This window comes from Aliihoeflea sp. 2WW (assembly GCF_000497755.1).
Taxonomy (GTDB): domain Bacteria; phylum Pseudomonadota; class Alphaproteobacteria; order Rhizobiales; family Rhizobiaceae; genus Aliihoeflea.
Genome location: NZ_AYOD01000035.1, coordinates 405351 through 430580, shown reverse-complemented (window position 1 = coordinate 430580; position 25230 = coordinate 405351). Strand labels below are relative to the sequence as shown.

The following is a 25230-nucleotide window of genomic DNA, read 5'->3' as shown; positions in this document are numbered from 1 at the left end:
TTGTGGCTTAGCATCGCAGTCACTGCAAGGGCTTGCCCACACCGTGCGAACCTGATTCCTTCCTGCCAAACGGGAACCCATTCATGCACCGCGACATCGTCATCGTCGGAGGCGCGATCGTCGGCGCATCCATCGCCTATTTCCTGCGCGAGGAAGGCTATCGCGGCACCATCGCCGTCATCGAGCGCGACCCAAGCTTCGCGCAGGCCGCGACGACGCTCTCCTGCGCCTCCATCCGCCAGCAATTCTCGATCCCCGAAAACATCCGCCTGTCGCGCTTCACGCTCCGGTTCTTTCACGAGCTTCAGGCCCGGTTCGGAGCTTCGGCCGACATCGCCTTCCGCGAAAAAGGCTATCTCATCCTTGCCAGCGATGAAGGCCGCGACATCCTCGCCGCCAATCATCGCGTGCAAATAGCCGAGGGCGCAGACATCGCGCTCCTGTCAGCCGCCGAACTCGAAGCCCGCTTCGCCTGGCTCTCGGCCGATGGCGTCGCCGCCGGCGCCTATGGGTTGAGCGGCGAGGGCTGGTTCGACGCTCACGCTTTGCTCGCCCTTCTGCGCACCGCGCTCAAATCCCGCGACATCGACCTCGTGAAGGGCGACGTCGCCGACATCGCCCGCAGCGGCGACCGCATCACCGGCGTCACGCTCGCCAACGGCACCACCATCGAGACTGGCCTTGTCATAAACGCTGCCGGCCCCAATGCCGGAAACGTCGCCGCACTTGCCGGCCTCGGGCTTCCCGTCGAGCCACGCAAGCGCTCGGTCTTCGTGTTCGAAGCCGCGGATCGGTTTGACGACATGCCGCTCCTCGTCGATCCGTCCGGCGTCTATGTCCGCCCCGAAGGCTCCGTCTACATCACCGGCGGCGCCGAAGACGCCGCGACGGACGGCCCGGCCGATCCCGCGGATTTCGAGCCCGACTGGCCGCTCTTCGAAGAAAGAATCTGGCCGGTCCTGGCCACGCGCATCCCTGCCTTCGAGGCGCTGAAGCCCGGCCGCGCCTGGGCCGGACACTACGACTACAACAGCCTCGACCAGAACGCCGTCATCGGCCCCCATCCCGACGTCGCGAACTTCCTCTTCGCCAACGGCTTTTCCGGCCACGGCCTGCAGCAGGCGCCGGCCGTCGGCAAGGCGCTCGCCGAATGGATCGTCCACGGCGAATACCGCTCCATCGACTGCACCGCCTTCGGCTACGCCCGCATCGCCGAAGGGCGGCCGTTCCGCGAATTGAACGTGATCTGAGAGGCTTTGCGTTGCCGCGCCGCTTTGTGTAAAGCAGGCGCAACAATCGAAACGAATATGGACTTCGGAAGATGGAAAAGTTCACGAAACTGACGGGCGTCGCCGCCCCCCTGCCCATCGTCAATGTCGACACCGACATGATCATCCCGAAGGATTATCTGAAGACGATCAAGCGCACCGGCCTCTCCAAGGGCTTGTTCGCCGAGATGCGCTTCAACGAGGACGGCACCGAGAACCCGGACTTCGTCCTCAACAAGCCGGCCTACCGCAATGCGCAGATCCTCGTCGCGGGCGACAATTTCGGCTGCGGTTCCTCGCGTGAACACGCTCCGTGGGCATTGCTCGATTTCGGCATCCGCTGCGTGATTTCGACGTCGTTCGCCGACATTTTCTACAACAACTGCTTCAAGAACGGCATCCTGCCGATCACGGTCAGCCCGGAAGACCTCGACAAGCTCCTGGACGACGCTTCGCGCGGCGCCAACGCGACGCTGACGATCGACCTCGAGGCCTGCGAGATCCGCGGCCCCGACGGCGGCATGATCAAGTTCGACCTCGACGCCTTCAAGCGCCATTGCCTCCTGAACGGCCTCGACGATATCGGCCTGACGATGGAAAAGGCGCCGTCGATCGAAGGCTTCGAGAAGAGCTACGCCGAGACCCGTCCCTGGGCCTGACCGCACATATGGCGCCCTTTGTCCCCAAGCGTCTGGAGCCGGTCGCCTTCGGCCTGTTCCTCACATTCTTCATGACCTTCATCATCACCGGCATCTCGACGGTGCTGGTGGCGAGCGTGGATGCGCCCGGCTTTGCGGCGCTCTGGTTCCGGGCATGGATGTCGTCCTGGGCCGTCGCCTTCCCCGCCGTCCTCGTCGTCGCGCCCTTCGTGCGGCGCATCCTGCGGGTCATCGTCCGGCCCGCCTGAACCGTGAAAACCGCCCCTGAAGGCGGATTTCCTTGTTCCGCCACGAAAAACGGCTAAACCGTCGCCAAAGCTCTCCAATCGAGGATCGCACGCGTGACGAACCAGACCCTGACCCGCTTTCTCGTCGAACAGCAGCGCCAGCAGGATGCACTCCCCGGCCAGCTTCGCCTCCTGATCGAAATCGTCGCCCGCGCCTGCAAGGCGATCAGCCATTCGGTCAACAAGGGCGCGCTCGGCGGCATGCTGGGCGATCTCGGCAGCGAGAACGTGCAGGGCGAAGTCCAGAAAAAGCTCGACGTCATCGCCAACGAAATCCTGCTCGAGGCCAATGAATGGGGCGGCCACCTCGCCGCCATGGCGTCGGAGGAAATGGAATCGATCTATGCGATCCCGAACCGCTTCCCGCGGGGCGAGTATCTCCTGCTCTTCGATCCGATCGACGGCTCGTCCAATATCGACGTCGACATCTCGGTCGGCACCATCTTCTCGGTCCTCAAGGCCCCGGCGGGCGCGGAAGGCCGCGAGATCGACGAGCACGACTTCCTGCAGAAAGGCGCGACGCAGGTCGCCGCCGGCTACGCCATCTATGGCCCGCAGACGCTGCTCGTACTGACCGTCGGCACCGGCGTCTACGAATTCGCGCTCGACCGCGACATGGGCTCCTGGCGCATGACGCAAAAGGACATCAAGCTGCCGAATGGCTATGCCGAATTCGCCATCAACATGTCGAACTACCGCCACTGGGCCCCGCCAATGCGCCGCTATGTCGACGAGTGCCTGGCCGGCAAGGACGGCGCGCGCGGTAAGAATTTCAACATGCGCTGGACCGCCTCCATGGTGGCGGACGTCCACCGCATTTTGAAGCGCGGCGGCATCTTCATGTACCCTTGGGACGCCCGCAAACCCGAGATGCCCGGCAAGCTGCGCCTGATGTACGAGGCCAATCCGATGGCGTTCCTGATCGAGCAGGCCGGCGGCGCCGCCTATGACGGGCGCACCCGGATCATGGACATCGACGCGACGGCGCTGCACCAGCGCGTCGGCGTGGTGCTCGGCGATCCCGACGAAGTCGCCCGCGTCGTCGACTACCACCGCGAGGCGGACGCCGTGCCCACCCCCGCACCGGCCGCGCCGCGCGCCTGATCGGGGAACCGATCGGCATCGCCGGGCTTAAACCCCTGCCATGCCGATCGCCCGCCGCCTGCCCGAACTCGCCCTTCTTCGCATCAAGTCCCTTTTCGCGCGCTGTCGCCGCGTGCGACCGCTGGCGCGCCTCGCCGCCCTGCTCGGCACGTTGGGCGTCGCCGTCCTCGCCGCGCTGACCTTCATCCCGGACCACATCCTCTTTCGCCAGAGGCTCGCCTTCTCGATCCTGGAGATGAGCAGCGCCCGCGAGATGATCGCGCTCGACCAGCGCACCCATGACGGCCTGACGCTGCGCTCCTGGTACGTCGCACCGCAGGAAGGGCGGCCGGTCATCGTCTATTTCGCCGGCCGCGACGGCGACATTCTGCGCAAGCCCGCTCACTTGGTGGAGCGCGTCGAGGACGGGTTCGGCCTCGTCCTCGTCGGCTATCGCGGCTATGGCGGCAATCCCGGCCTGCCGCGCGAGATCGACATGCACCGCGACATCCAGGGCCTCGTCGCGCGCCTGCGGTCCGACAATCTCGCCGGCAGCGGCCTGGTCTTCTACGGCTATTCGATGGGCTCCGCCTTCGCCGCCAATGCCGCCGCGCAGGTCGATCCGCTGGCGGTGATCCTCGAGGCGCCGCTGTCGAACTTCCTCGCCGCCGTGCGCCAGCAGGCCGGTTACGTGCCGGGCTTCCTCGTGCGAACAAGGCTCGACAATCTGTCGCGCATTCCGCAGATCCGTGCGCCGATCCTGCTTCTGGCCGGCGGCCGCGATGCGGTGACGCCACCCTCCTTTGCTCATGCACTGGCCGCCGCAAATCCAACCTTCGCGTCCGTCGAGACCTTCCCCGAGGCCAATCATTTCAGCATCGTCCGTCACGGCGGCCGCGAGGCGATCGGCGCCTTTCTCCAGGCGATCGAGAACCGGACGATGGCGTCGGCGGCCGCGTCTGGACCAGTCCGTAGCTGACGGAAAGGCTGGACGGATCGGCGCTCGCGCAATATCAGCGACGGCGACACAATCTGTCGCGGCGCATGCGTGCCGGGCAATCTTTCACGATCGGAGGTTCTTCATGGCATCGCGCAAGCTTCTTCTTCTCCCCGGCGACGGTATCGGCCCCGAGGCCATGGCCGAGGTCCGCAAGCTGATCGCGGTCATGAACGACGAGATGGGTGCCGGCTTCGAGATCGAGGAAGGCCTGGTCGGCGGCGGCGCCTACGACACGCACGGCCAGTCCATCTCCGATGCCGACATGGAAAAGGCGATGGCGGCCGATGCCGTTCTGTTCGGCGCCGTCGGCGGGCCGAAGTGGGACGGCGTGCCCTATGACGTGCGCCCCGAGGCGGGCCTCCTGCGCCTGCGCAAGGACATGGAGCTCTTTGCGAACCTGCGCCCGGCGATCTGCTATCCCGCTCTGGCGCAGTCCTCGTCTCTGAAGCCCGAAGTCGTCGAAGGCCTCGACATCCTCATCATCCGCGAACTGACCGGCGGCGTCTATTTCGGCGAGCCGAAGACCATCACCGATCTCGGCAACGGCCAGAAGCGCGCCATCGACACGCAGGTCTACGACACGTTCGAGATCGAGCGCATCTCCGGCGTCGCCTTCGAGCTCGCGCGCACCCGCCGCAACGAAGTCTGCTCGATGGAAAAGCGCAACGTCATGAAGTCGGGCGTCCTGTGGAACGAGGTCGTCACCGCAACCCACAAGGCGAAATATTCCGACGTCAAGCTCACCCACATGCTGGCCGATGCCGGCGGCATGCAGCTCGTGCGCTGGCCCAAGCAGTTCGACGTCATCGTCACCGACAACCTCTTCGGCGACATGCTCTCCGACGTCGCCGCGATGCTGACCGGCTCGCTCGGCATGCTGCCCTCCGCCTCGCTCGGCGCACCGGACGCCAGGACCGGCAAGCGCAAGGCGCTTTACGAGCCCGTCCACGGCTCGGCGCCCGACATTGCCGGCCAGGGCATCGCCAACCCGATCGCGATGATCGCCTCCTTCGCCATGTGCCTGCGCTATTCCTTCGAGATGATCGCCGAGGCCGATCGTCTCGAGGCGGCGATCTCCGCCGTGCTCGACGACGGCATCCGCACGAAGGACATCGCGTCCGAAGGCATGGACACCGTCTCGACCTCCGAGATGGGCGACGCCATCGTGGCCAAATTCCGCGCCGCTTCGGCCTGATTCCAAGCCGCGCCGGTTTGGCGAAACAAACAGGTCGCGCATGGCGCGATCCGCGGCAAAGCGATCCTTTCCGGCCGATTGACCCCTGATCGGCCGGAATGCTATTCCAACGGCAACTGTCCGCGCCCGCCACGCGTTTGATCGCGAAGCCGCCCGAGCGCTCCTCACAACAGCCTCAAGGATGATCATGCAGACCGCAGCACTTGCCGTGACGACCGACGAGGCTCACGCGTTTCCGATCCCGGCGAACACCTATGCCGAGCGCGTGGTCTCGGTCACGCATTACACCGACAGCCTGTTCTCCTTCCGCATCACGCGCCCGGCCGCCTTCCGCTTCCGCTCGGGCGAGTTCGTCATGATCGGCCTGCCCAATGCCGAGCGCCCGGTCTTCCGCGCCTATTCGATCGCCAGCCCCGCCTGGGACGAGGAGGTCGAGTTCTATTCGATCAAGGTGGCCGACGGCCCGCTGACCCAGCACCTGCAGAAGATCCAGCCGGGCGACACGGTGCTGATGAAGCACAAGTCGACGGGCACGTTGGTGCTCGACGCGCTGACGCCGGCCAGGCGCCTGTGGATGGTCGCGACCGGCACCGGCTTTGCGCCCTGGGCGAGCCTCCTGCGCGATCCGGAAACCTATGAGAAGTTCGACGAGATCGTCGTCACCAACACCTGCCGCGACGTCGCCGATCTCGCCTATGGCGACCAGCTCGTCGCCTCTCTCGAAAACGACCCGCTGATCGGCGAACTGACGGCCGGTCGCGTCAGATATGTCGCCACCACCACGCGCGAGACCTCGCCGCAGATGGGCCGCATCACCACGCTGATCGAGAATGGCGACCTCTTCCGCATCGTCGGCTGCGCGCCCTTCGACCGCGAAACGGACCGCGTCATGATCTGCGGTTCGATGGCGATGCTGAAAGACGTCAAGGCGCTGGTCGAGGCGCATGGGCTGGAGGAAGGCTCAAACAACAAGCCGGCCGATTTCGTCGTCGAGCGCGCCTTCGTCGGCTGACGGGATTCCACTTGGGTCGGCAGCGGAACCGCCAATCGGACCGCACGTTTTCCTTGACGCTCAAGGAGAACAATTATGAGAATCGACGATATCCGCGTCTCGCGCGCCGCCAGTGACGGCGGTTCCGCAGAAGTCTTCCTTCGCGACGACGATGGTGCGGAAATCCGCGTCGGCCTGCCGCTCGGCCCCGCCTCCAGCGACGACCGCGCCTCAATCCTCGACGAGGTGCGCAGCCTCTTGAATGCCGCCGTCGAGGCGATCGGCGCGACCACCGCGCTTCCCGACGGGCTGACGCCGGCCAACGGCAACGAGGAGGTTTCCCTCGATTCGCTGGACATGCCGAATGACGGCCGCCCGCTCGAATCGCTCGAGGAAGACGACGACAATGCCTACCAGGAATCGGATGAGGCGCTGCCCGACGAACGAGCCGAGCAAGCCCTTGCTGCAGGCCTGACGCGCGGACGCTTCGGCGATCCCGCCTAGCGACAGTTCACGTTCGGACCTTGTCGCGCCGGTGATGGCGGATACCGCAATCCGCTTCGCCGCATCTTGCCTCAGGCAGGCTCGACGCTTTTGGTCGTGCGCATGACGAGAGCGTCGCCGAGTTCTTCGGCAAGCGTCGTCAAAGCCGTCGGCACGGCTTCCTGTTCGATCGGCGTCATCAGGAAGCCGAGTTCGCCGACCGCATCCTGATCCTGATTGCGCTTGGGGGTGTCCAGCATGCCGGGCACTCTCTTTTTAACATATGTTAGTCGCCTTCAAACGCAGCTATAGGCGGAATGATCCCGCCCTCAAACCGCCGAAGCGCGTTTTTCACGCAAAAGTCAGGGCTGCGGACGCAAAAGGCGCCCGGATGGGGCGCCTCTGCAACAGTCGGCGAAAGCCTGGGTCAGCCAATGGCTGGCAGATGTTCGAGCAAATCTTCCATGTGGATCGGGAATTTGCGCACGCGATGGCCGGTCGCGGCGAACACCGCATTGGCAATCGCCGGTCCCGCGCCGCAGATGCCGAGTTCACCGATACCCTTGGAGCCCAGCGGATTCGAGTTCTCGTCGAAGCCTTCGATCATGTGAACGTCGAGCCGCGGCACGTCGCGATTGACTGCCACGTGATACTCGGCGAGGTCACGGTTCATGAACGCGCCATAGCGCTCGTCCATCAGGCTTTCTTCCATCAGCGCCGCACCGATGCCGAAGATCATGCCGCCCATGAGCTGCGAGCGGGCAGTCTTTTCGTTGAGGATGAGGCCGGCATCGAAGACGCCGGTCAGCCGCCGCAGCCGGATTTCGCCGGTCACGGCATCGACGGCCACTTCGGCGAACTGCGCGCCGTAGGAATACTGCGCCATCGTCTTGTATTCCTTGCCCGGCTTCGCCGCGCCCTTGGCGGAAATTCCGCCCGAACCGTCGCCGAGTTGCGCGATCGGCAGCGAGCGGTTGCCGAGGGCGATGTTCGCGCCATCGATCCGCAGCTCCTTCGAATTCGTGCCCTTCCACTCGCTGTCGGCCTTGGCCGCGCGCTTGAGAAGATCGTCCTTCAGCGCCTTGGCGGCCTCGAACACGGCCGTGCCGGTCGAACCCGCGCCGAATGAGCCGCCCGAACCGCACGTCTCGGGGAAATCCGTATCGCCGAGCTTCACCGTCACATGCTCGGGCGCAACGCCCATCGCCTCGGCGGCGATCTGCGTCAGGATCGTATAGGTGCCTGTCCCGATATCGGTCATGTCGAGCCGCACCGTCAGATGACCATCGGTCGAAAGCTCGATTTCGGCCTCGGCCTCCTGCATCAGGTTTGGTCGGATGGCAGCAGCCATGCCGTGACCGATCAGCCAGTCGCCTTCGCGACGCGAAACCGGTCCCTTCCAGCCGAATTTCTCCGCGCCTTCCTGCAGGCAGCGGCGCATCTTGCGCGTGGAAAAGGGCTTGCCCGAATGCGGGTCCTTTTCCGGCTCGTTGCGTACCCGGAACTCCACCGGATCGACCCCGCAGGAATGCGCCAGCTCGTCGATCATGCTCTCGAATGTCAGCGTCCCGACCGCTTCACCCGGCGCGCGCATCGAATCCGCCTTCGGAATGTCGCCCTCGACCACGCGATGGCTGGTGCGCATCGCCTTGGTGGCATAGCTCGCGCGCGTCGGCGAGGCGGCTGCCTCGGCAAAGGGGTAGTCGCGGGCCATGATCGACAAGGTGGCATGGTCGATCGCGACGATCTTGCCATTGGCGTCGGCACCCAGTTTCAGCCTTTGCCGATGACGGGGCCGGTGCGGCCCGTTGGAAAAGACGTTTCGGCGGTGCTGCGCGATGCGCACCGGCTTTCCCGTCAGCTTTGCGCCATGCGCGGCGAGGATCGCCTCGTTGTGGACGCCGAGCTTCGAGCCGAACCCGCCGCCGATATAGGGCGAGACGATTCGCACGTCCTCGGGGTCAATGTCGAACGTGTTGGCGAAGGCCTTGCGCCCATCGCCGAGGATCTGGATCGACATGTGGACGGTCAGCTTGTCGCCATCCCACTGCGCCACCGTCGCATGCGGCTCCATCGCGGCGGCATGCTGGCTCGGCGTGTGGAACTCGCCCTCGACCTGATGCGCTGCCTTCCCATATTCGGCCTCGAAATCACCCGCCTCGGTGTCGACCTCGGGCGTGCCGTCCAGCTCGTCCGGCTTGACCGCCTGATCTTCGTGCTTTTCGGGGTTGAAGACACCATCTTCCGCCGCGATTTCGCAACGGACGAGCGAGGCGGCATGCCGTGCCTGCTCGAATGTTTGCGCGACGACAAGCGCCACAGGATAGCCGAGATGGCGAATCGCGTCGGTTCGCATCATGGCATGCGATTGCGCGAAGCGGCCTCCTTTTGCGCGCTCGCCGAACGGGATCTGCTTCGGCGTGTTTTCATGCGTCACGACAGCCTCGACGCCCGCACAAGCCTCGGCCGCCTTGGTATCGATGGACACGATGCGTCCTTTCGCGACCGGCGATTCCACGATGAAGCCGATGAGGTGAGGCTTGTCGCCGCGCCAGTCCGCGGCATAGGTCGCCCGTCCCGACACTTTCAGCGGGCCTTCGACGCGGTCGAGCGGCTGGCCGATCAGGCCCTTGAACTCGTGTTCGCTCATGCCGCCTTCTCCTGCTTTTGCGTCATCTCGGTGAGGCTGGCGACGATCAGCCGGCGCATCAGCGGAATCTTGAAATCGTTGTCGCCCTGCCCCTTCGCCTCGGCGAGTTCGGCGTCGGCCGCTTCTTCGAACAGCGCCCGCGAAGGCTTCTTGCCTTCCAGCACCTCCTCGGCCCGCGCTGCCCGCCAGGGCTTGTGCGCGACGCCGCCGAGGCCGATCCTGATTTTCAGGAAATGCCCTTCCAGAAGATCGAAGGCGATGCCGATCGAGACGACCGCGAAGGCGTAGGACGAGCGGTCGCGCACCTTGCGGTACATCTGGAATTCCTGCGCCTTGTGCAGGACGACATGCGTGATGAGTTCGCCCTGGCCAAGCTGATGATCGACATGCGGCGTATCGCCCGGCAAGCGGTGCAGCGCATCCGCCGGGATGGTCCGCACGCCGCCCTGTGGCAGCACCGTCTCGATATCCGCGCCGAGCGCGACCATCGCCACTGCCATGTCCGACGGATGGACGGCAATGCAGTTCTCGCTCGCGCCGAGGATTGCGTGGAAGCGGTTCAGGCCGCCGATCGCGTCGCAGCCCGAGCCGGGTTCGCGCTTGTTGCAGGCGCGCTGCGTGTCGTAAAAGTATTGGCAGCGCGTGCGTTGGAGGAAATTGCCGCCGGTCGTCGCCCGGTTCCGCAATTGCTGCGTCGCGCCCGACAGGAGTGCGGTCGAGAGAAGCGGATATTTCTCCCGCACCACCGGATCGGCCGCAAGCGCGCTGTTGGTCACCGCCGCGCCTATGCGCAGCCCGTTCTCCGTCTCTTCGATTTCCTCATGCGGCAGGCGCGAGACGTCGACCAGCGTCTCCGGTCGCTCGATCTCGTGCTTCATCAGGTCGACGAGATTGGTGCCGCCACCGAGGAATTTGGCGTTCTTCGCACTGGCGGCGGCGACTGCCGCCTTGTCGTCGGAAACGCGGGAATAGCTGAACGGCGTCATGTCCGCGCCTCCGCAACTTCCATGATCGCATCGACGATGTTGTTGTAGGCACCGCAGCGGCAGAGGTTGCCCGACATGCGCTCGCGGATTTCCTCGTCGATCAACTCGACCTTTTCCTTGGTTACCACACTTGGCTCACCGCGCTTCAGTTCGTCCAGGAGAGCAGTCGCGGAGCAGATCTGCCCCGGCGTGCAATAGCCGCACTGGAACGCGTCGTGTTTGACGAACGCGGCCTGCAGCGGCGACAGCGCCTCGCCATCGGCCATGCCCTCGATCGTCGTCACCTCGTCGCCTTCATGCGCGACGGCGAGCGACAGGCACGAATTGATCCGCCGCCCGTTGACGATCACCGTGCACGCGCCGCACTGGCCGTGGTCGCAGCCCTTCTTGGAGCCGGTCATGGCAAGGTTTTCGCGCAGGAGGTCGAGGAGGCTCACCCTTGGATCGATCTTCAGATCGTGGGGCGTGCCGTTGACGGTCAGTCGTAACGGGTGCATCCGCTGCCTTTCGTGGTTCCGCGCGCAAGGCGCGCGGCGATGGGTGGCACAGGCATGGCGCGGACGGGACGTGAGGCTCGTCTGCCATTTCGTTGGCCGAGGCGGGAAATCGGGAAAATCGCCTCGTTCCCCGGTACCGTCGTGCCCGATTGACACGCGCCATGCCTGCTTCGACGGACTAACCGCCAAGCGCCGGTCAATGTTCCTGCGGAAATTTTAAACTGCTTGGATCACCAGTTCGAAAGTGATCAGAACGGCGACATCGCGGGCAAGCCGGCCATGGCCGACCGCCCCGTCGAGACCGACGATGGCGACGTCGAGATGGCAGCGTCCATCCTGATACCGACCATCGGTGACGAGGAGTTCGGTCGCGTAGGACGCGACCTCCGGGCCGTCCTCGAACAGGGCCCCGACCGTGCTTCCGACCCCGAAAATTCGGGCTCGTTCGACCGAATTTCGAACGCAAACTGCCTCGATCGAGGCAAGAACGGGCTCATTCGGGCGCAGAACGAGCGCAAAACCACCCGGTTTGGAGGTGGTTTCAGCCCGCTTTGGAGCGAATAATCGGAAATTGGTCTCGGAATTATCCCCGACCTCGAACCGCGCACCGTCCATTTCGAGGCCGGTGACGACGCAGTCCGAGGCGACGATGCTGTTGAGCGGCAGGAGGTGACCCATCCGCCCCGCCCACTCTCCATGGCAGTGCAGGAATGGCTCTCCATCGCGGATTCCGACGATCGCGCCGGCCCGCTCGATGGTCGCCGCTTGAAGCGTATGGGTCTGCGAATACCAGGCGACATGATCGGCATCCGGCGCGGCGCCGGGAATGACGTAGTCGAGCGGCGCAAGGGCTAAGCCCGAAAGGTCTACATAGCCGGAAAACCCTTGCATTCCATGAGCTTGGGCTATCGCGTCATTGACCGTCAGCCCGGCCTTTAGATGCAATTCGACCGGCTCGATCCGGCACGGAACGGCGACCGCGCGCTCCGCCGCGACAGGTCCGGGCTGGCGCATCGTCCGCATTCAGACCGCCAACCCCGCATTGACGAACCCGCCATCGACCGCCAGCACCTGCCCATTGACGTAACTCGCCTCCTCGGAGAGCAGAAACGCCACCGCCTGCGCGATTTCGCGCGGCTGGCCATAGCGCCCCTGCGGCACGCGCTCGCTCCATTGCCGACGCACGTCCTCGGTATGGACCGAACGGGCGAGCGGCGTGTCGATCGGGCCGGGCGCGACGGCGTTGACGCGGATGCCGTGACGGCCGAGTTCGGTCGCCATGATCATGGTCATCAGATTGACCGCGCCCTTCGACGAGCCGTAAGCGACGCGGCCCTTGTTGCCGGTGAGGCCGGAGACCGAGCTGATGTTGACGATCGACCCCGACGCGCCGGCGGCAAGCCATTGCCGCGCGGCGGCGCGCGCGACGATGAAGGAGCCGGTCAGATTGACGTCGACGATGCGGCGGAAATCGGCGACTTCAGTGTCGACGGCCGGCTTGTCCATGCCGATGCCGGCCGAATTGACGACGCCTGTAAGCGCGCCGGCCTTGGCAAAAGCCTGTTCGACATCCGCTTCGTCGGCGACATTCCCAGCAGCGCCTGAAGCCTTCGGCCCGAGCTTTTCGCAGGCGGCGTCGATAGCATCCTGCTTCAAGTCGAAAAGAAAGACGGGAATGCCGCGCTCGACGAGGATCGCGGCGGTGTCGAGGCCGATGCCAGACGCGCCGCCGGTGATGAAGACCGCGCCCGCCATCAGCTTGCCTTCGCGGTGAGGGCGGCAAGGTCGCCGCGCTTTTCGAGTTCCTCGCGGATCAGCTTCTTGGCGATCTTGCCATAGGCCGATTTCGGCATTTCGTCCCAGAAGACGAAGAGCTTCGGCATCTTGTAGCGCGCGATCTTCGGCTCGAGGAAGGCGCGCATGTCGATGGTCCTCGCGTCGGCGCCTGGCCGGGCGACGCAGACGGCAACGCCGATCTCGCCCCACATCGGATCGGGCACGCCGAGGACGGCGGTCTCGGAAATCTCCGGATGGGTCAGTATCTTCTCCTCGATCTCGCGCGGATAGATGTTGGAGCCGCCCGAAATGTACATATCCGAGGCGCGGCCGGTGAGGTAGACGAAGCCGTGCGCGTCCATGTGACCGAGGTCGCCGGTGCGGAACCAGCCATTACGGAACGACTTGGCGTTGGCTTCCGGATTGTCCCAATAGCCGGCGAAGACAGCCGGTCCGACGACGCAGATCTCGCCCGTCTCGCCAATTCCGACCGCCTCGCCCGCATCGTTCTGGATCTCGACCTCGATGCCGGTGCGCTCGAAGCCGCACGAGCCGATCCGCGCGAGCGAATCGTCAACCGAATGATGCGCGGGCGGCAGGACGGTGATGTTGCCGGTGACCTCGCCGAGGCCGAAATACTGGACGATGACCGGACCGAGCTTCTCCAGCGCCTTGATCTGATCCGTCCGGTACATCGGCGCCCCGGCATAGATGACGTAGCGCAGCGAGGAATGATCGAAACGGTCGACCGACGGGTCCTCGACGAGCAGTTTCAGGATGGTCGGAACGGTGAAGGCATTCGACACCTTCCACTTTTCGACCAGTTGCCAGACGGTTGGAACATCGAGCTTGTCGGTCGGCAAAAGCACCGTCTTTACGCCATGCGCGACCTGCGCGAGTTGGTGAACGCCGGCGCCATGCGACAGAGGCGCGACCACGATCGAGGCGTCCTCATGAGTCGTTCCGGGCATCAGGTCGCAAAGGTGATTGGTGACGACGAAACCCATCTGGCCATGCGTCAGCACCGCAGCCTTGGGACGTCCGGTCGTGCCGGAGGTGAAGAAGAACCAGCATGGATCGTCGCGGTCGACGACGGCCATCGGGACTTTCCGGCCTTCGTTGCGGGCGACGATGGCGTCGTAATCCTCGCCGAATTCGGCCTCGCCGATGGCAATGAAGAAGCGCGCGTCCGGCGCCTGCTCGCGCACGGCCTGCGCGTGGCCGGCGAAAGGGGCGGCGCAGATCATGCCGACCGCACCGCTCGCATTCGCCAGATAGGCAACCTCGTCTGGCGACTGCCGGTAATTGGTCGGGACCCACACCGCGCCGATGCGAAAGCAGGCGAACATGGATTCGAACATCTGGTTGTTGTTGGCCGACTGGACCAGCACCCGGTCGCCCTTCTGAACACCGAATTCCGTTGTCAGGGCATACGCGAAAGCCTCGACGCGCGCCTGCATCGCCGCCCAGGTCCATGTCTCATCGCGCCAAACGAAGCCGATTTCATCGGGGTGCCGCCGGGCAGACTGGGCGAGGAAATTCGCAAGGTTCATCGCGCGGGTGGTGACTGGTTTCATCGAGGAATCCTGAAGGCTCATGCGGTTTTGCGCCCGGCCTCTGGCACGGGCGTGAAATAGACGGACTGGCGCTGGGCCAGCTTCTGCTCGACCCGGGTGGCCTCTGCGGCCAGCAGTGCACCGATCTCGGCCTGCCGGGGTCCTTGCAGGCGGCTGTCGATCGCGGCGATGGAAAGCGCCCCGATCGCGCGGCCGAACGGATCGCGGATGGCGACCCCCACCCCCCAGGAATTGGCGACGATCAGGCCGGGATTGAGGGCATAGCCCTGCGCGCGCGTCTCGGCGACGTCGGCGCGGATGCGTTCGGGCGGATAGAGCGGGTAGCTTGCCGCCAGCACCGCCGCATTGGCTTCCAGCACGGCTTCGATCTCCGCGTCGGGGAGGGCTGCCAGAATGGCGAGCGAGCCCGCGCCGCAGCCGAGCGGATGCTCGAAGCCCGTCTGGAGCGCGTGGGTACGGACTGGATAGGTGCCCTCCTCGCGGTGCAGGCAGACCGAGACGAGGTCGCGGCGGACCGAGACGAAGGCGGAATCCTGCGTCTGGCGCGACAGGCGCACGACGCTGTCCATGGCGAATTGCAAAAGGCCGTAGCGCGGCGCGGCGAGCGAGCCGAGAACATAGGATTCGGCGCCGAGATAATAGCGCCGCGTCGCCTCATCCTGTTCGACGAAGCCGGCGCGTATCAGTGCCAGCAGCAGGCGGCGGGCGGTCGGCTTGTTGAGCCCGGATTCCTCGACCAGCGACGACAGGGCTGCGCCGCGCCCGGCATGACGCCCCACCAGGGCCAGAAGGCCTAGCGCCCGATCCACGCTCTGGGCTCCGCCGAAATCCAACCGATGCTCCTCCCGTCCCGCATCAGCGCGGTCCACATCATGGATAGGCAGCGTAGTCAGCTCCTCGCCGGCTGTAAAGCCGCAACGAATTTCGCCTTGCAATCTCGCCCCGCATCCGTATCGTCACTCCGTTCGCGGCAGGATGCTGCGGTCCATATCGTGGACCACATCGTCGGCGGGAGAGAGAAACCCGGCGGTGTGGTTCAATTAACGGAGGAAAACCAATGAACTTCCTGAAGACGGGCGCGACCGCGCTCACCTCGGTTCTGGCGGGTCTCGCCATGATGTCGGCCGCATCGGCCGAGACGTTCCGCCTGTCGCACAACACCGGCGACACCACGACCTGGCATCGCGGCGCCGAGAAGTTCAACGAACTCGTCAAGGCGGCGACCGGCGACGAGATGGATGTGCGCACGTTTCCGAATGCCCAGCTCTCCGGCGGCGACCAGATGCGCCAGGCCGAAATGGTCGGCCGTGGCGCAATCGATTTCGTGATGACCTCGGCGATCAACGTGACGCCGCTCGAGCCGCAGATGGCGGTCTTCTCGCTGCCCTATCTCTATTCCTCCTACGAGGAAGTCGACGCCACGGTCGATGGCGCGCCGGGCGACGCGATGAAGGAAATCATGCTCAAGCACAACATCGTCGTGCTGGCATGGGGCGAGAACGGCTTTCGCGAGGTGACCAACAGCAAGCAGCCGATCACCAAGCCGGAAGACCTGGCCGGCCTCAAGATGCGTGTCGCGGGTCCGATGTATATCGACGTGATGAATGCGCTCGGCGCCAACCCGCAGCAGATGCAGTGGACGGAAACCTTCACCGCGCTTCAGCAGGGCGTGGTGGACGGCCAGGAAAACCCGGTCGGCGCGGTGATCATCCCGCAGCGCGTCTATGAAGTGCAGAAATACCTGACCACCTGGAAATATTCGTACGACCCGGTGTTCCTCGGCGTTTCCAAGCAGCTCTGGGATTCGTGGGACGCGGAAACCCAGGAAAAGATGCAGACGGCGGCCACCGAGGCGATGGCCTATCAGAAGCAGATCACGCGCGAGGACACCGACAAGGGCCTCGACACGCTGCGCGAGAACGGCATGGAAGTCTACGAGCCGACGGCCGAAGAACTTCAGGCCTTCCGCGATGCGACCAAGCCCGCCTTCGACACCTGGGCCGAAAAGGTCGGCACGGACCTGGTGCAGACCTTCCAGGATGCGATTTCGGCGAATTGAGCTGAGGCTTGACGGGCAGAGGGAAGCGCCTTGCCGCGCCCCCCTCTGCCTTGGCGGGCATCTCCCCCGCATGGGAGGAGATCACGCGGTGTCGTCGACGAGACTAATCTCCCCCCTCGCGGGGCGTCCGAAGGACGGGCCGAGACAAGTGGCTCGGGCCAGGGCGGGCGGCAGCCCAGAGGGGGGCGCCATGGAGCGCCTCCATTTCCGATCCGCGAAACGAAAGCGAGCGCATGAACTTCATCCTGCGTGACTTCGAGAAGATCGTCTGCGTGGCGATCTTCGCGGCCATGACGGCCCTCGGCTTCGTCAACGTCGTCGTGCGTTACTTGACGAGCTATTCGCTGGCCTCGTCCGAGGAACTCCTGACCAACGGCTTCCTGCTGCTGACCATTTTCGGCGCGGCGATCGCCGCGCGCAGCGGCGACCATCTGGCAGTGACGCTTCTCTACGATCTCGTCCCGGCGCCGGCGCGCAAGGCGATCCTGCTGCTTGCCACGGCTCTTTCGGCGCTGCTTCTGGCGCTGTCGGCCTGGTTCTGCTGGCAACTCGTCACCAACCAGATGTCGAGCGGCATCCGCTCCTACGCCCTGCAGATTCCGGCGTGGTACTACAGCGTCGGCCTGCCGTTCGGCTTTGCGCTGATCCTGATCCGCTACCTGCAATATGCGCAGGAGGTGTGGACCGGCCGCGCCGGGACGGAGGTGGCCAATGGCTGAGATGTTCGACATGGGCGCCGGCACACAGATGGTCATCGTCTTCTTCGTGCTGCTGTTTCTCAAGGTTCCCGTTGCCTTCGCGCTCGGCCTGTCGGCGATCTATGCGATGTGGGTTCTGGGCTTCGGGCTCGACCTCGTCGGCGATCTGATCGCCACCGGCATCGCCAAATTCTCCCTGCTCGCCATCCCCTTTTTCATCCTCGCCGGAACGTTGATGGGCTCACTCGGCATCGCCGAGCGCATGATCCGCTTCTTCCGCGTGCTGATCGGCGGCCTGCCGGGTGGCATGGGCGTGGTGGGAACCGTCGTCTGCCTGTTCTGGGGCGCGGTCTCGGGCTCGGGCCCCGCATCGGTGGCGGCGATCGGCCCGCTGATCATCAAGGGCATGCACGAGGACGGCTATTCGCGCTCCTTCGCCGCCGGTCTCGTCTGCACCGGCGCAGCGCTGTCGATCGTCATCCCGCCCTCGATCGGCCTCGTCATCTACGGCGTCATCGCCGAAACCTCGATCTCGCAGCTCTTCATCGCCGCGATCATTCCCGGCCTCTTCCTCGGCGTGCTGATGCTGGCGACGCTGCCCTTCGCGAAGAAATCGTCGCCAGCGGCCGGCAGCCCCAGCGTCGAGGCGCTGATGCCGATGCCGGACGCCGGCCTGCCCTATGGAAAGCGCCTGTGGCGCTCCTTCATCGATTCCTTCTGGGGCCTGGTGACGCCGGTCGTCATTCTCGGCGGCATCTATTCGGGCGCCTTCACGCCGACCGAAGCGGCGATCGTCGCGACGGTCTATGCGGTCCTTGTCGGCGGCCTCGCCTATCGCACCTTGACCATCACGAGGCTCTACGAGGCGACCGTCGCGGCGAGTGCGTCCTCGGCGGTCGTCATGCTCGTCGTCGCCTATGCCAGCCTCTTCGGCTGGGTCGTGACCGTGGACGATCTGGTCGGCCAGTATTCGAGTGCGCTGCTGGGCCTGTCCGACAATCAATGGGTGATCCTCGCCGTCATCATGCTGATCCTCCTGATCGCCGGCATGTTCATGGACGCGATCACCATCATGTTCATCGCGCTGCCGATCTTCCTGCCGGTGTCGCGCGAACTCGGCTGGGACCCGGTCTGGTTCGGCGTGCTGGTGATGGTGAACCTCGCCATCGGCCTGTTCACGCCGCCGGTCGGCATCAATCTCTATGTCGCGGCCAACATCACCAAGCTGCCGCTGGAGCGGATCGCCTATGGTGCACTGCCGTTCCTGCTGACCTGCACCATCGGCCTTGCCATCATCGCGGCCTTTCCGCAGATGTCGCAGTTCCTCGTCAATGTCCTAAGGTAATGAGCGTTTCCAATGGGTTGTAGGGCGGGCCAGAATGACGCAGGCACAATTGCATGGCTGCCATGCAATTTGTTGCATTGCACCATCGAGGCGGTGCTCCTATCTTCGGATTGTCAACGGCCAACCTCCTCCCTGGCCCGAGACAATGACTGCGGTGCACCTCCTCCCGCACCGCACGAAATCAGGCCCGTCGGATCTCCTCCCCCGACGGGCCTTCTTTTTTGCCGAAATTCCAGTCATCGCCGGCCGCTCTTCGGGGTGGCTCTCGCGCGCGTTCGGCTTTATGAACGGCGCCGACGCAAGATTGTGACCGTGCGCAGCCGCCGCAGCGATGTTTCGTTGCCCGGTCGCGCGATGAGGAGATTCTGATGCCCCCCTACCGTTCCAGAACCACCACCCATGGCCGCAACATGGCCGGCGCGCGCGGACTGTGGCGCGCGACCGGCATGAAGGATTCCGATTTCGGCAAGCCGATCATCGCGGTGGTGAACTCGTTCACGCAGTTCGTGCCGGGCCACGTCCACCTTAAGGACCTCGGCCAGCTCGTCGCGCGCGAGATCGAGGCGGCCGGCGGCGTCGCCAAGGAGTTCAACACCATCGCCGTCGACGACGGCATCGCGATGGGCCATGACGGCATGCTCTATTCGCTGCCGAGCCGCGAGATCATCGCCGATTCGGTCGAGTACATGGTCAACGCGCACTGCGCCGACGCTATGGTCTGCATCTCGAACTGCGACAAGATCACGCCCGGCATGCTGATGGCCTCGCTGCGCCTCAACATCCCGACCATCTTCGTTTCCGGCGGGCCGATGGAGGCCGGCAAGGTGAAGCTGTCGGACGGCAAGATCCACGCGCTCGACCTCGTCGACGCGATGGTCGCCGCCGCCGACGACACGATGTCGGACGAGGACGTGGCCGTCATCGAGCGCTCGGCCTGCCCGACCTGCGGCTCGTGCTCGGGTATGTTCACCGCCAACTCGATGAACTGCCTGACCGAGGCGCTCGGCCTGTCGCTGCCCGGCAACGGCTCGACGCTCGCCACCCATGCCGACCGCAAGCGGCTGTTCCTCGAGGCCGGCCAGCGCATCGTCAGCCTCGCCAAGCGCCATTACGAGAGCGACGACGCGACCGCGCTGCCGCGCAACATCGCCTCGAAGGGCGCGTTCGAGAATGCGATGGCGCTCGACATCGCCATGGGCGGTTCCACCAACACGGTCCTGCACATCCTCGCCGCCGCGCATGAGGGCGAGATCGACTTCACGATGGACGACATCGACCGGCTGTCGCGCAAGGTGCCGTGCCTGTCGAAGGTCGCGCCGGCGAAGTCGGACGTCCATATGGAAGACGTTCATCGCGCCGGCGGCATCATGGCGATCCTCGGTGAACTCGACCGCGCGGGGCTGATCCACCGCGACCTGCCGACCGTTCACGAGCCCACGCTTGGCGATGCGATCGACCGCTGGGACATCGCGGTCACCGACAATCCGGCCGCGCTCGAGCTCTTCTCGGCCGCGCCCGGCGGCGTGCCGACGCAGGTTGCGTTCAGCCAGAGCGCGCGCTGGAACGAGCTCGACCTCGACCGTGAAAAGGGCGTCATCCGCGACGCGCAGCACCCGTTCTCCAAGGATGGCGGCCTCGCGGTGCTGAAGGGCAACGTCGCGCTCGACGGCTGCATCGTGAAGACGGCGGGCGTCGACGAATCGATCCTGAAATTCTCTGGGCCGGCGCGCGTCTTCGAAAGCCAGGACGACACGGTCAACGCGATCCTGACGAACAAGATCAATCCGGGCGACGTCGTGGTGATCCGCTATGAAGGGCCGCGCGGCGGGCCGGGCATGCAGGAAATGCTCTACCCGACCAGCTATCTGAAGTCGAAGGGCCTCGGAAAGGCCTGTGCGCTCCTCACCGACGGCCGCTTTTCGGGCGGAACGTCGGGGCTGTCGATCGGCCACGTCTCGCCGGAAGCGGCCGAGGGCGGCACGATCGGCCTGGTGCGCGAAGGTGACCGGATCGAGATCGACATCCCGAACCGCACCATCCACCTTGCCGTCGACGATGCCGAACTGGATGCACGCCGCAAGGCGCAGGCCGAAGCGGGCTGGAAGCCGGCCGAGAAGCGCAAGCGCAACGTGACGCCGGCACTGAAGGCCTACGCCGCCTTTGCAACGAGCGCCGCGAAAGGCGCGGTGCGGCAGGTGCCGGAGATCGACTGAACCAGCGCCGCGGCGGGCGACTTTCCTTTTGAAAGCCCGCCCGCCAGACGCTAGACGAAAAGCCCATGCCGGCGGGAGGATTTCGCACGGCATCGATTTCAAGGAACGACGCAGCCCGGAAGGCTGCGCCATCAACAGGGAGGACTACGCATGAACCTGACCAGAACCCACCTCGCCGGGCTGACCGCGCTTCTGGCCGGCTCGCTTCTCGCCGGCTCGGCGCTGGCGCAGACCGAAGTGAAGCTCGGCTACGCACTCGCCGTCGATTCGCATTACGGCGTCGCCGCCAACAAGTGGCAGGAAGTCGTCGAGGCCGGCACGGACGGCCGCTACACCTTCACCCATTTCCCCTCGTCCGGCCTCGGCGGCGAGCGTGAAGTGCTCGAAGGCCTGCAGATCGGCACCGTCGAGGCAACGATCGTCTCCTCGGGCACGCTGTCGAACTTCGTGCCGGAAGCCGGCGTCTTCGACATTCCCTTCCTGTTCCGCAATCTCGAACATGCCCGCGCAGTGATGGACGGCGAGGTCGGCGACGAGCTTTTGACCAAGTTCGCCGATGCCGGCATGATCGCTGTCGCCTGGGGCGAACAGGGCTTCCGCCACATCACCAACAATCGCGGCGCGATCGACGGCCCGGACGACATGGCCGGCCTGAAGCTGCGCACGATGGAAAACCCGGTGCACATCACCGCCTTCGAGACGCTGGGCGCGGCGCCGACCCCGATGGCCTGGCCCGAAGTGATCGGCGCGCTGCAGCAGGGCACGATCGACGGACAGGAGAACCCGCTTTCGGTCATCACTTCCGCCAAGCTTTCGGAGGTGCAGAAGCATTTGACGCTGTCGGGCCACGTCTATTCGCCGGCCATGCTGCTGGTCTCGCCGGATCTGTGGAACGCCATGTCGGACGAGGACAAGGCCGTCTTCACCGATGGCGCGACCCAGGCCGTCACCGCCATGCGCGGCTTCGTCGACGAGGTCGAGGCGAGCGGCGTCGAGGAACTGCGTGCCGCGGGCATGGAAGTCGGCGAACTCTCCGACGAGCAGAAGGCGCAGTTCCAGGAAGCGCTGGCGACCGCCTATGAGCAGTATTACGGCCAATACGACCGCGCCCTGATCGAAAAGATCACCGCGGTCGAGTAAAGCCCGTGCATTGACCGGGCCGGCTCCGACCGGCCCGGCTTTCACCCTCGTAGGGATGCGCCCATGCGGACCGCCGAAACCATCTTCGTCGAAGCGAACAAATGGGCGCTCGTCCTGATCCTCGCCGCCATGTCGGCCATCGTCTTCGCCAACGTCACCCTGCGCTACACAACCAATTTCTCGATCGTCTGGGCCGAGGAGGTCGCGCGCTATCTGATGGTGTGGATGACGTTTCTCGGCGCGGGCCTGGCGCTGCGCACCGGCGGCCTCGTCGCGATCACCAATCTGCATGACGCCATGCCCGACAAGCCGCAGCGTGCCCTGCGTGCCATCATCGTCGCCGGCCTCCTGGTCTTTTTCGCGGTGATGATCTGGGTCGGCTATTCCTATGCGCTGCGCATGCGCTTTCAGATGACGCCTGCGACCCGCATCCCCTTCTCGGCCATCTATGCGGCAATGCCGATCGGCTTCGCGCTGATGACGATCCATCTCCTGCTCATCGCCCGCCGCTTCATCGGCGACAACGCCTTCGACCGCATCGCCGGCGTCGACGAAAACTCGGCTGCCGGTGGCTGACGCATCATGACCACGATCCTCTTCTCCTCGTTTCTGATCCTCCTCGTCATCGGCTTTCCGATCGCGTTCGTGCTGGCGATTTCGGCCTTCCTGGCGGTCTCCTTCGGCTCGAACTATCCGATGCTCGTCATCGTCAAGGAGATGTTCTCGGGGCTCGATTCCTTCCCGCTGATGGCGGTGCCGTTCTTCGTGCTGGCGGCCGAGCTGATGACCGGCGGCGCGATGACGATGGTGCTGCTGCGCTTCGCCGCGCAGTTCGTCGGCCATCTGCGCGGCGGGCTCGGCTACGCCAACGTCATGTCGTCGGCGATGTTCTCGGGCATTTCGGGCTCGGCGCTCGCCGACGCCGCCGGACCCGGCGCGATGATGACGCGGATGATGGAACGGAGCGGCTACGACAAGGCATATGCCGGCGCGCTGACCGCATCCTCCGCCGTCATGGGGCCCATCATCCCGCCCTCGATCATCATGATCATCTACGCGCTGCAGGTGCAGGAGGTTTCGGTCGGCGGGCTCTTCGTCGCCGGCATCGTGCCCGGCCTCATCATCGCGCTGGCACTGTGCGGGACAAATTTCCTCGTCAGCCGCAAGCGCGGCTACAAGAGCGACGAGCCGCGCCCGCCGGTGCGCGACATGATCCGCACGACCATCCACGCCATCCCCGCCCTGCTCCTGATCGTCATCATCATCGGCGGCATCCGCTTCGGCGTCTTCACGCCGACGGAAGCCTCGGTCGTTGCGGTGTTCTATGCGCTTTTGTGCGGCATGTTCGTATACCGCACGCTGAAGATCCGCGCCTTGCCTGAGATCATCCTGCGCGCCGCGCTGGTCAGCGTCTCGGTCCTGCTCATCCTCGCGGCCGCGCGCGCATTCGCCTGGGTTCTGATTATCCAGAGCGTGCCGCAGACGCTCGCCGCCGCGATCATCGCGATGGAATTGTCGCCGATCGTCTTCCTGCTCGCCGTCAACGTGCTGCTGCTCGCCTTCGGCCTGTTCATGGACCCACTGCCGGGCGTCATGGTGCTGGTGCCGATCCTGGCGCCGATCGCGACGACGCTCGGCATCGACCCGACCCATTTCGCCATCGTCGTGATTCTGAACCTGACGATCGGCCTGATCACGCCGCCGGTAGGGAGCCTCCTTTTCGTCGTCTCATCGGCGGTCGATCTGAAGGTCAGCCGGCTGGTCCGCGAGATGCCGCCCTTTCTCGCGACGCATCTGATCGTGCTCCTGCTCATCACATTCATCCCGGCCCTCTCGACCTGGGCGCCGCGCGTGAGCGGATTTTGATCGCCGTCACCAATTCGCCATCTTGACGGGAACTTAATTTCACGGAAAGCATTACAACGACATAAAGCGTGAAATGGCGCGAGGAGGCTTCATGACCGCGACGAACGTCCAGTTTCCCGAACCCGTCGTGCTGCGAACCGGCGACCGCGTGCTCGAAATCCGCGATGCCATGCAGGCGGCACAGACGCTCGCCGAGGCGTGGCCGGCGACGCGGGGCAAATGGTATCATGCCGCCAATCGCGCCTGCCGCAGCGCTGTCAGGGGCGAAACCTCGCCGCAGCTTGCGCGCAACATGTTCGTCCAGGCGGTCGATGAATCGCGCCTCGGCGCGTGAGCGTATCGGCCCTGACAGATTGTCGCAGACGGTTTTGCATGGCTTCCATGCGATTTTTTCGATTGCCGAAATAAATCGGAATACCTAGATAAGGGAAGTCGACGGATCGACCTCCTCCCCGATCCCGAGACGTCGGCGACGCACCTCCTCCCGCGTCGCCTGGAAATCGGCCCGCCGGACCTCCTCCCCCGGCGGGCCTTTTTTGTGCGCGGTCCGCGGCGCGGCTTACGCCCTCTTAAGGGTCTGCCGACATAATCGCGGCATGGCACGACGCAGGAAATCGAAGTCCGGAAAATGGATCGTCACCGGCGCGCTCACGGCAGCGCTGGCGGGCGGGGCCTATCTCTGGCTCGGCGACGACGCGGCGCGACGGATGCACGATGCGGCGCAAACGCCACCGGCGAAGATCGAGCGGCCGGCGGAGAAGAAGGCGGTGCGACCGCCGGCGAAGGTTCAGCGTGCGGCGCTGCCGAAAGCTTCCGTCGAGCAGGGGCCGAAGCCGGTGGCGCCGGTCTCGATGCCCGTCGACCGGCCACGCAAGGCTGCCATCCCGAGGCCTTCCCTGGCCGTCGGGAACTAGCGCGGCGGGCATTCTGGCGAATGCCGCGATGCCGCCCTAGTATTCTTTTCCAGCCGCATTTGTGCGACGCCGGACGATACCGTCCGGCTGCAAAATGCTAGTCCGCGTTTTCCTCGATCTTTTCCATGTCGTCGTCCGACAAGCCGAAATGATGTCCGATCTCGTGGATCAGGACATGACTGACGATGTCGCCCAGCGTCTCCTCATTCTCCGACCAGTAATCGAGAATGGCGCGGCGGTAGAGGGTGATGCGGTTCGGGCCTTCGCCCGATTGCGGGTTCCATCGCTCGGCGATGCCCTTGCCCTCGAACAGGCCGAGCAGATCGAACGGCGTTTCGAGCGCCAGATCGTCCATGATCTCGTCGGTCGGAAATTCCGCGATGAGAATGACGATCTCGCCCGTCAGTTGCCTGAAGGTTTCCGGAAGGTGTGCGTAGGTTTCCAGCGCCAGCAGTTCGAACTCTTCCAGCGAGGGGGAGAGCTGATCGTGCCAGGCGCGCGTTTTGTAGATGCGGCCCATGCAGCGCCATATAGACCTTTTGC

26 protein-coding genes are annotated in these 25230 nt (G+C 64.9%); 17 read left to right on the top strand and 9 right to left on the bottom strand.

Annotated elements, in window-relative coordinates; all coding sequences use genetic code 11:
* The first annotated feature begins 83 nt into the window (after nt 1-83).
* The 8 genes from ALII_RS0116225 (at nt 84) to ALII_RS0116190 (ending at nt 6987) form a co-directional block, all read left to right on the top strand.
* A complete protein-coding gene (locus ALII_RS0116225; RefSeq protein WP_024588284.1) occupies nt 84-1250 on the top strand; it encodes an FAD-binding oxidoreductase in 1167 nt (388 codons plus the stop codon).
* 71 nt (nt 1251-1321) lie between these two features.
* Nucleotides 1322-1927 carry a 3-isopropylmalate dehydratase small subunit gene (gene leuD, locus ALII_RS0116220; protein WP_024588283.1) on the top strand — a complete coding sequence of 202 codons (606 nt, stop codon included), beginning with the start codon at nt 1322-1324 and terminating at the stop codon, nt 1925-1927.
* Between the two features lie 8 nt (nt 1928-1935).
* Nucleotides 1936-2175 carry a DUF2798 domain-containing protein gene (locus tag ALII_RS0116215; RefSeq protein WP_024588282.1) on the top strand — a complete coding sequence of 80 codons (240 nt, stop codon included), beginning with the start codon at nt 1936-1938 and terminating at the stop codon, nt 2173-2175.
* A gap of 93 nt (nt 2176-2268) precedes the next feature.
* Nucleotides 2269-3318 (top strand): class 1 fructose-bisphosphatase, encoded by a 1050-nt coding sequence (locus ALII_RS0116210; RefSeq protein ID WP_024588281.1) that lies wholly within the window; start codon nt 2269-2271, stop codon nt 3316-3318.
* Between the two features lie 40 nt (nt 3319-3358).
* The gene (locus ALII_RS0116205; protein WP_024588280.1) at nt 3359-4276 is read left to right on the top strand and encodes an alpha/beta hydrolase; all 918 of its coding nucleotides are present in this window, start codon (nt 3359-3361) and stop codon (nt 4274-4276) included.
* A gap of 103 nt (nt 4277-4379) precedes the next feature.
* Nucleotides 4380-5492 (top strand): 3-isopropylmalate dehydrogenase, encoded by a 1113-nt coding sequence (leuB, locus tag ALII_RS0116200; protein WP_024588279.1) that lies wholly within the window; start codon nt 4380-4382, stop codon nt 5490-5492.
* 187 nt (nt 5493-5679) lie between these two features.
* A complete protein-coding gene (locus tag ALII_RS0116195) occupies nt 5680-6504 on the top strand; it encodes a ferredoxin--NADP reductase (RefSeq protein ID WP_024588278.1) in 825 nt (274 codons plus the stop codon).
* Nucleotides 6505-6579: 75 nt separating this feature from the next.
* Nucleotides 6580-6987: a hypothetical protein gene (locus tag ALII_RS0116190; RefSeq protein WP_024588277.1), complete on the top strand. Its 408-nt coding sequence runs from the start codon at nt 6580-6582 to the stop codon at nt 6985-6987.
* Nucleotides 6988-7058: 71 nt separating this feature from the next.
* Here ALII_RS0116190 and ALII_RS22730 read toward each other — a convergent pair whose 3' ends face one another.
* From ALII_RS22730 to ALII_RS0116150, 8 genes are all read right to left on the bottom strand, one after another.
* On the bottom strand, nt 7059-7226 hold the full coding sequence (locus ALII_RS22730) for a hypothetical protein (protein ID WP_161632275.1): 168 nt from the start codon (nt 7224-7226) through the stop codon (nt 7059-7061).
* A 167-nt stretch (nt 7227-7393) separates the two neighbouring features.
* Entirely contained in the window at nt 7394-9616 is a 2223-nt protein-coding gene (locus tag ALII_RS0116180) for a xanthine dehydrogenase family protein molybdopterin-binding subunit (protein WP_024588276.1), read from the bottom strand.
* Nucleotides 9613-10602, bottom strand: a complete 990-nt coding sequence (locus ALII_RS0116175) for a xanthine dehydrogenase family protein subunit M (protein WP_024588275.1) — start codon at nt 10600-10602, stop codon at nt 9613-9615. Before ALII_RS0116175 ends, ALII_RS0116180 begins: the two co-directional genes overlap by 4 nt.
* Nucleotides 10599-11099 carry a 2Fe-2S iron-sulfur cluster-binding protein gene (locus tag ALII_RS0116170; RefSeq protein ID WP_024588274.1) on the bottom strand — a complete coding sequence of 167 codons (501 nt, stop codon included), beginning with the start codon at nt 11097-11099 and terminating at the stop codon, nt 10599-10601. Before ALII_RS0116170 ends, ALII_RS0116175 begins: the two co-directional genes overlap by 4 nt.
* Before the next feature lie 216 nt (nt 11100-11315).
* A complete protein-coding gene (locus tag ALII_RS0116165) occupies nt 11316-12122 on the bottom strand; it encodes a DUF296 domain-containing protein (RefSeq protein WP_024588273.1) in 807 nt (268 codons plus the stop codon).
* Complete coding sequence (locus ALII_RS0116160; RefSeq protein ID WP_024588272.1) at nt 12123-12854, bottom strand: SDR family oxidoreductase; 732 nt, start codon at nt 12852-12854, stop codon at nt 12123-12125.
* The gene (locus tag ALII_RS0116155; RefSeq protein ID WP_244437448.1) at nt 12854-14452 is read right to left on the bottom strand and encodes an acyl-CoA synthetase; all 1599 of its coding nucleotides are present in this window, start codon (nt 14450-14452) and stop codon (nt 12854-12856) included. The genes ALII_RS0116160 and ALII_RS0116155 overlap by 1 nt, the downstream gene beginning before the upstream one ends.
* A 17-nt stretch (nt 14453-14469) precedes the next feature.
* Complete coding sequence (locus ALII_RS0116150) at nt 14470-15285, bottom strand: IclR family transcriptional regulator (protein WP_024588270.1); 816 nt, start codon at nt 15283-15285, stop codon at nt 14470-14472.
* A 224-nt stretch (nt 15286-15509) separates the two neighbouring features.
* Between ALII_RS0116150 and ALII_RS0116140 the strand changes: the two genes are divergently transcribed.
* From ALII_RS0116140 to ALII_RS0116100, 9 genes are all read left to right on the top strand, one after another.
* Nucleotides 15510-16511, top strand: a complete 1002-nt coding sequence (locus ALII_RS0116140; protein ID WP_024588268.1) for a DctP family TRAP transporter solute-binding subunit — start codon at nt 15510-15512, stop codon at nt 16509-16511.
* A gap of 233 nt (nt 16512-16744) precedes the next feature.
* On the top strand, nt 16745-17230 hold the full coding sequence (locus ALII_RS0116135) for a TRAP transporter small permease (RefSeq protein ID WP_024588267.1): 486 nt from the start codon (nt 16745-16747) through the stop codon (nt 17228-17230).
* Nucleotides 17223-18554 (top strand): TRAP transporter large permease, encoded by a 1332-nt coding sequence (locus tag ALII_RS0116130; protein WP_244437447.1) that lies wholly within the window; start codon nt 17223-17225, stop codon nt 18552-18554. The genes ALII_RS0116135 and ALII_RS0116130 overlap by 8 nt, the downstream gene beginning before the upstream one ends.
* Before the next feature lie 368 nt (nt 18555-18922).
* The gene (gene ilvD, locus ALII_RS0116125; protein WP_024588265.1) at nt 18923-20767 is read left to right on the top strand and encodes a dihydroxy-acid dehydratase; all 1845 of its coding nucleotides are present in this window, start codon (nt 18923-18925) and stop codon (nt 20765-20767) included.
* A gap of 150 nt (nt 20768-20917) precedes the next feature.
* On the top strand, nt 20918-21907 hold the full coding sequence (locus tag ALII_RS0116120) for a TRAP transporter substrate-binding protein (RefSeq protein WP_024588264.1): 990 nt from the start codon (nt 20918-20920) through the stop codon (nt 21905-21907).
* Nucleotides 21908-21970: 63 nt separating this feature from the next.
* Nucleotides 21971-22483: a TRAP transporter small permease gene (locus ALII_RS0116115; RefSeq protein WP_024588263.1), complete on the top strand. Its 513-nt coding sequence runs from the start codon at nt 21971-21973 to the stop codon at nt 22481-22483.
* A gap of 6 nt (nt 22484-22489) precedes the next feature.
* Nucleotides 22490-23773 carry a TRAP transporter large permease gene (locus ALII_RS0116110; protein WP_024588262.1) on the top strand — a complete coding sequence of 428 codons (1284 nt, stop codon included), beginning with the start codon at nt 22490-22492 and terminating at the stop codon, nt 23771-23773.
* A gap of 91 nt (nt 23774-23864) precedes the next feature.
* The gene (locus tag ALII_RS0116105) at nt 23865-24107 is read left to right on the top strand and encodes a DUF982 domain-containing protein (RefSeq protein WP_161632274.1); all 243 of its coding nucleotides are present in this window, start codon (nt 23865-23867) and stop codon (nt 24105-24107) included.
* A 262-nt stretch (nt 24108-24369) separates the two neighbouring features.
* Complete coding sequence (locus tag ALII_RS0116100) at nt 24370-24687, top strand: hypothetical protein (protein ID WP_024588260.1); 318 nt, start codon at nt 24370-24372, stop codon at nt 24685-24687.
* Between the two features lie 97 nt (nt 24688-24784).
* Here ALII_RS0116100 and ALII_RS0116095 read toward each other — a convergent pair whose 3' ends face one another.
* On the bottom strand, nt 24785-25207 hold the full coding sequence (locus ALII_RS0116095) for a metallopeptidase family protein (RefSeq protein ID WP_024588259.1): 423 nt from the start codon (nt 25205-25207) through the stop codon (nt 24785-24787).
* Between the last annotated feature and the right edge of the window lie 23 nt (nt 25208-25230).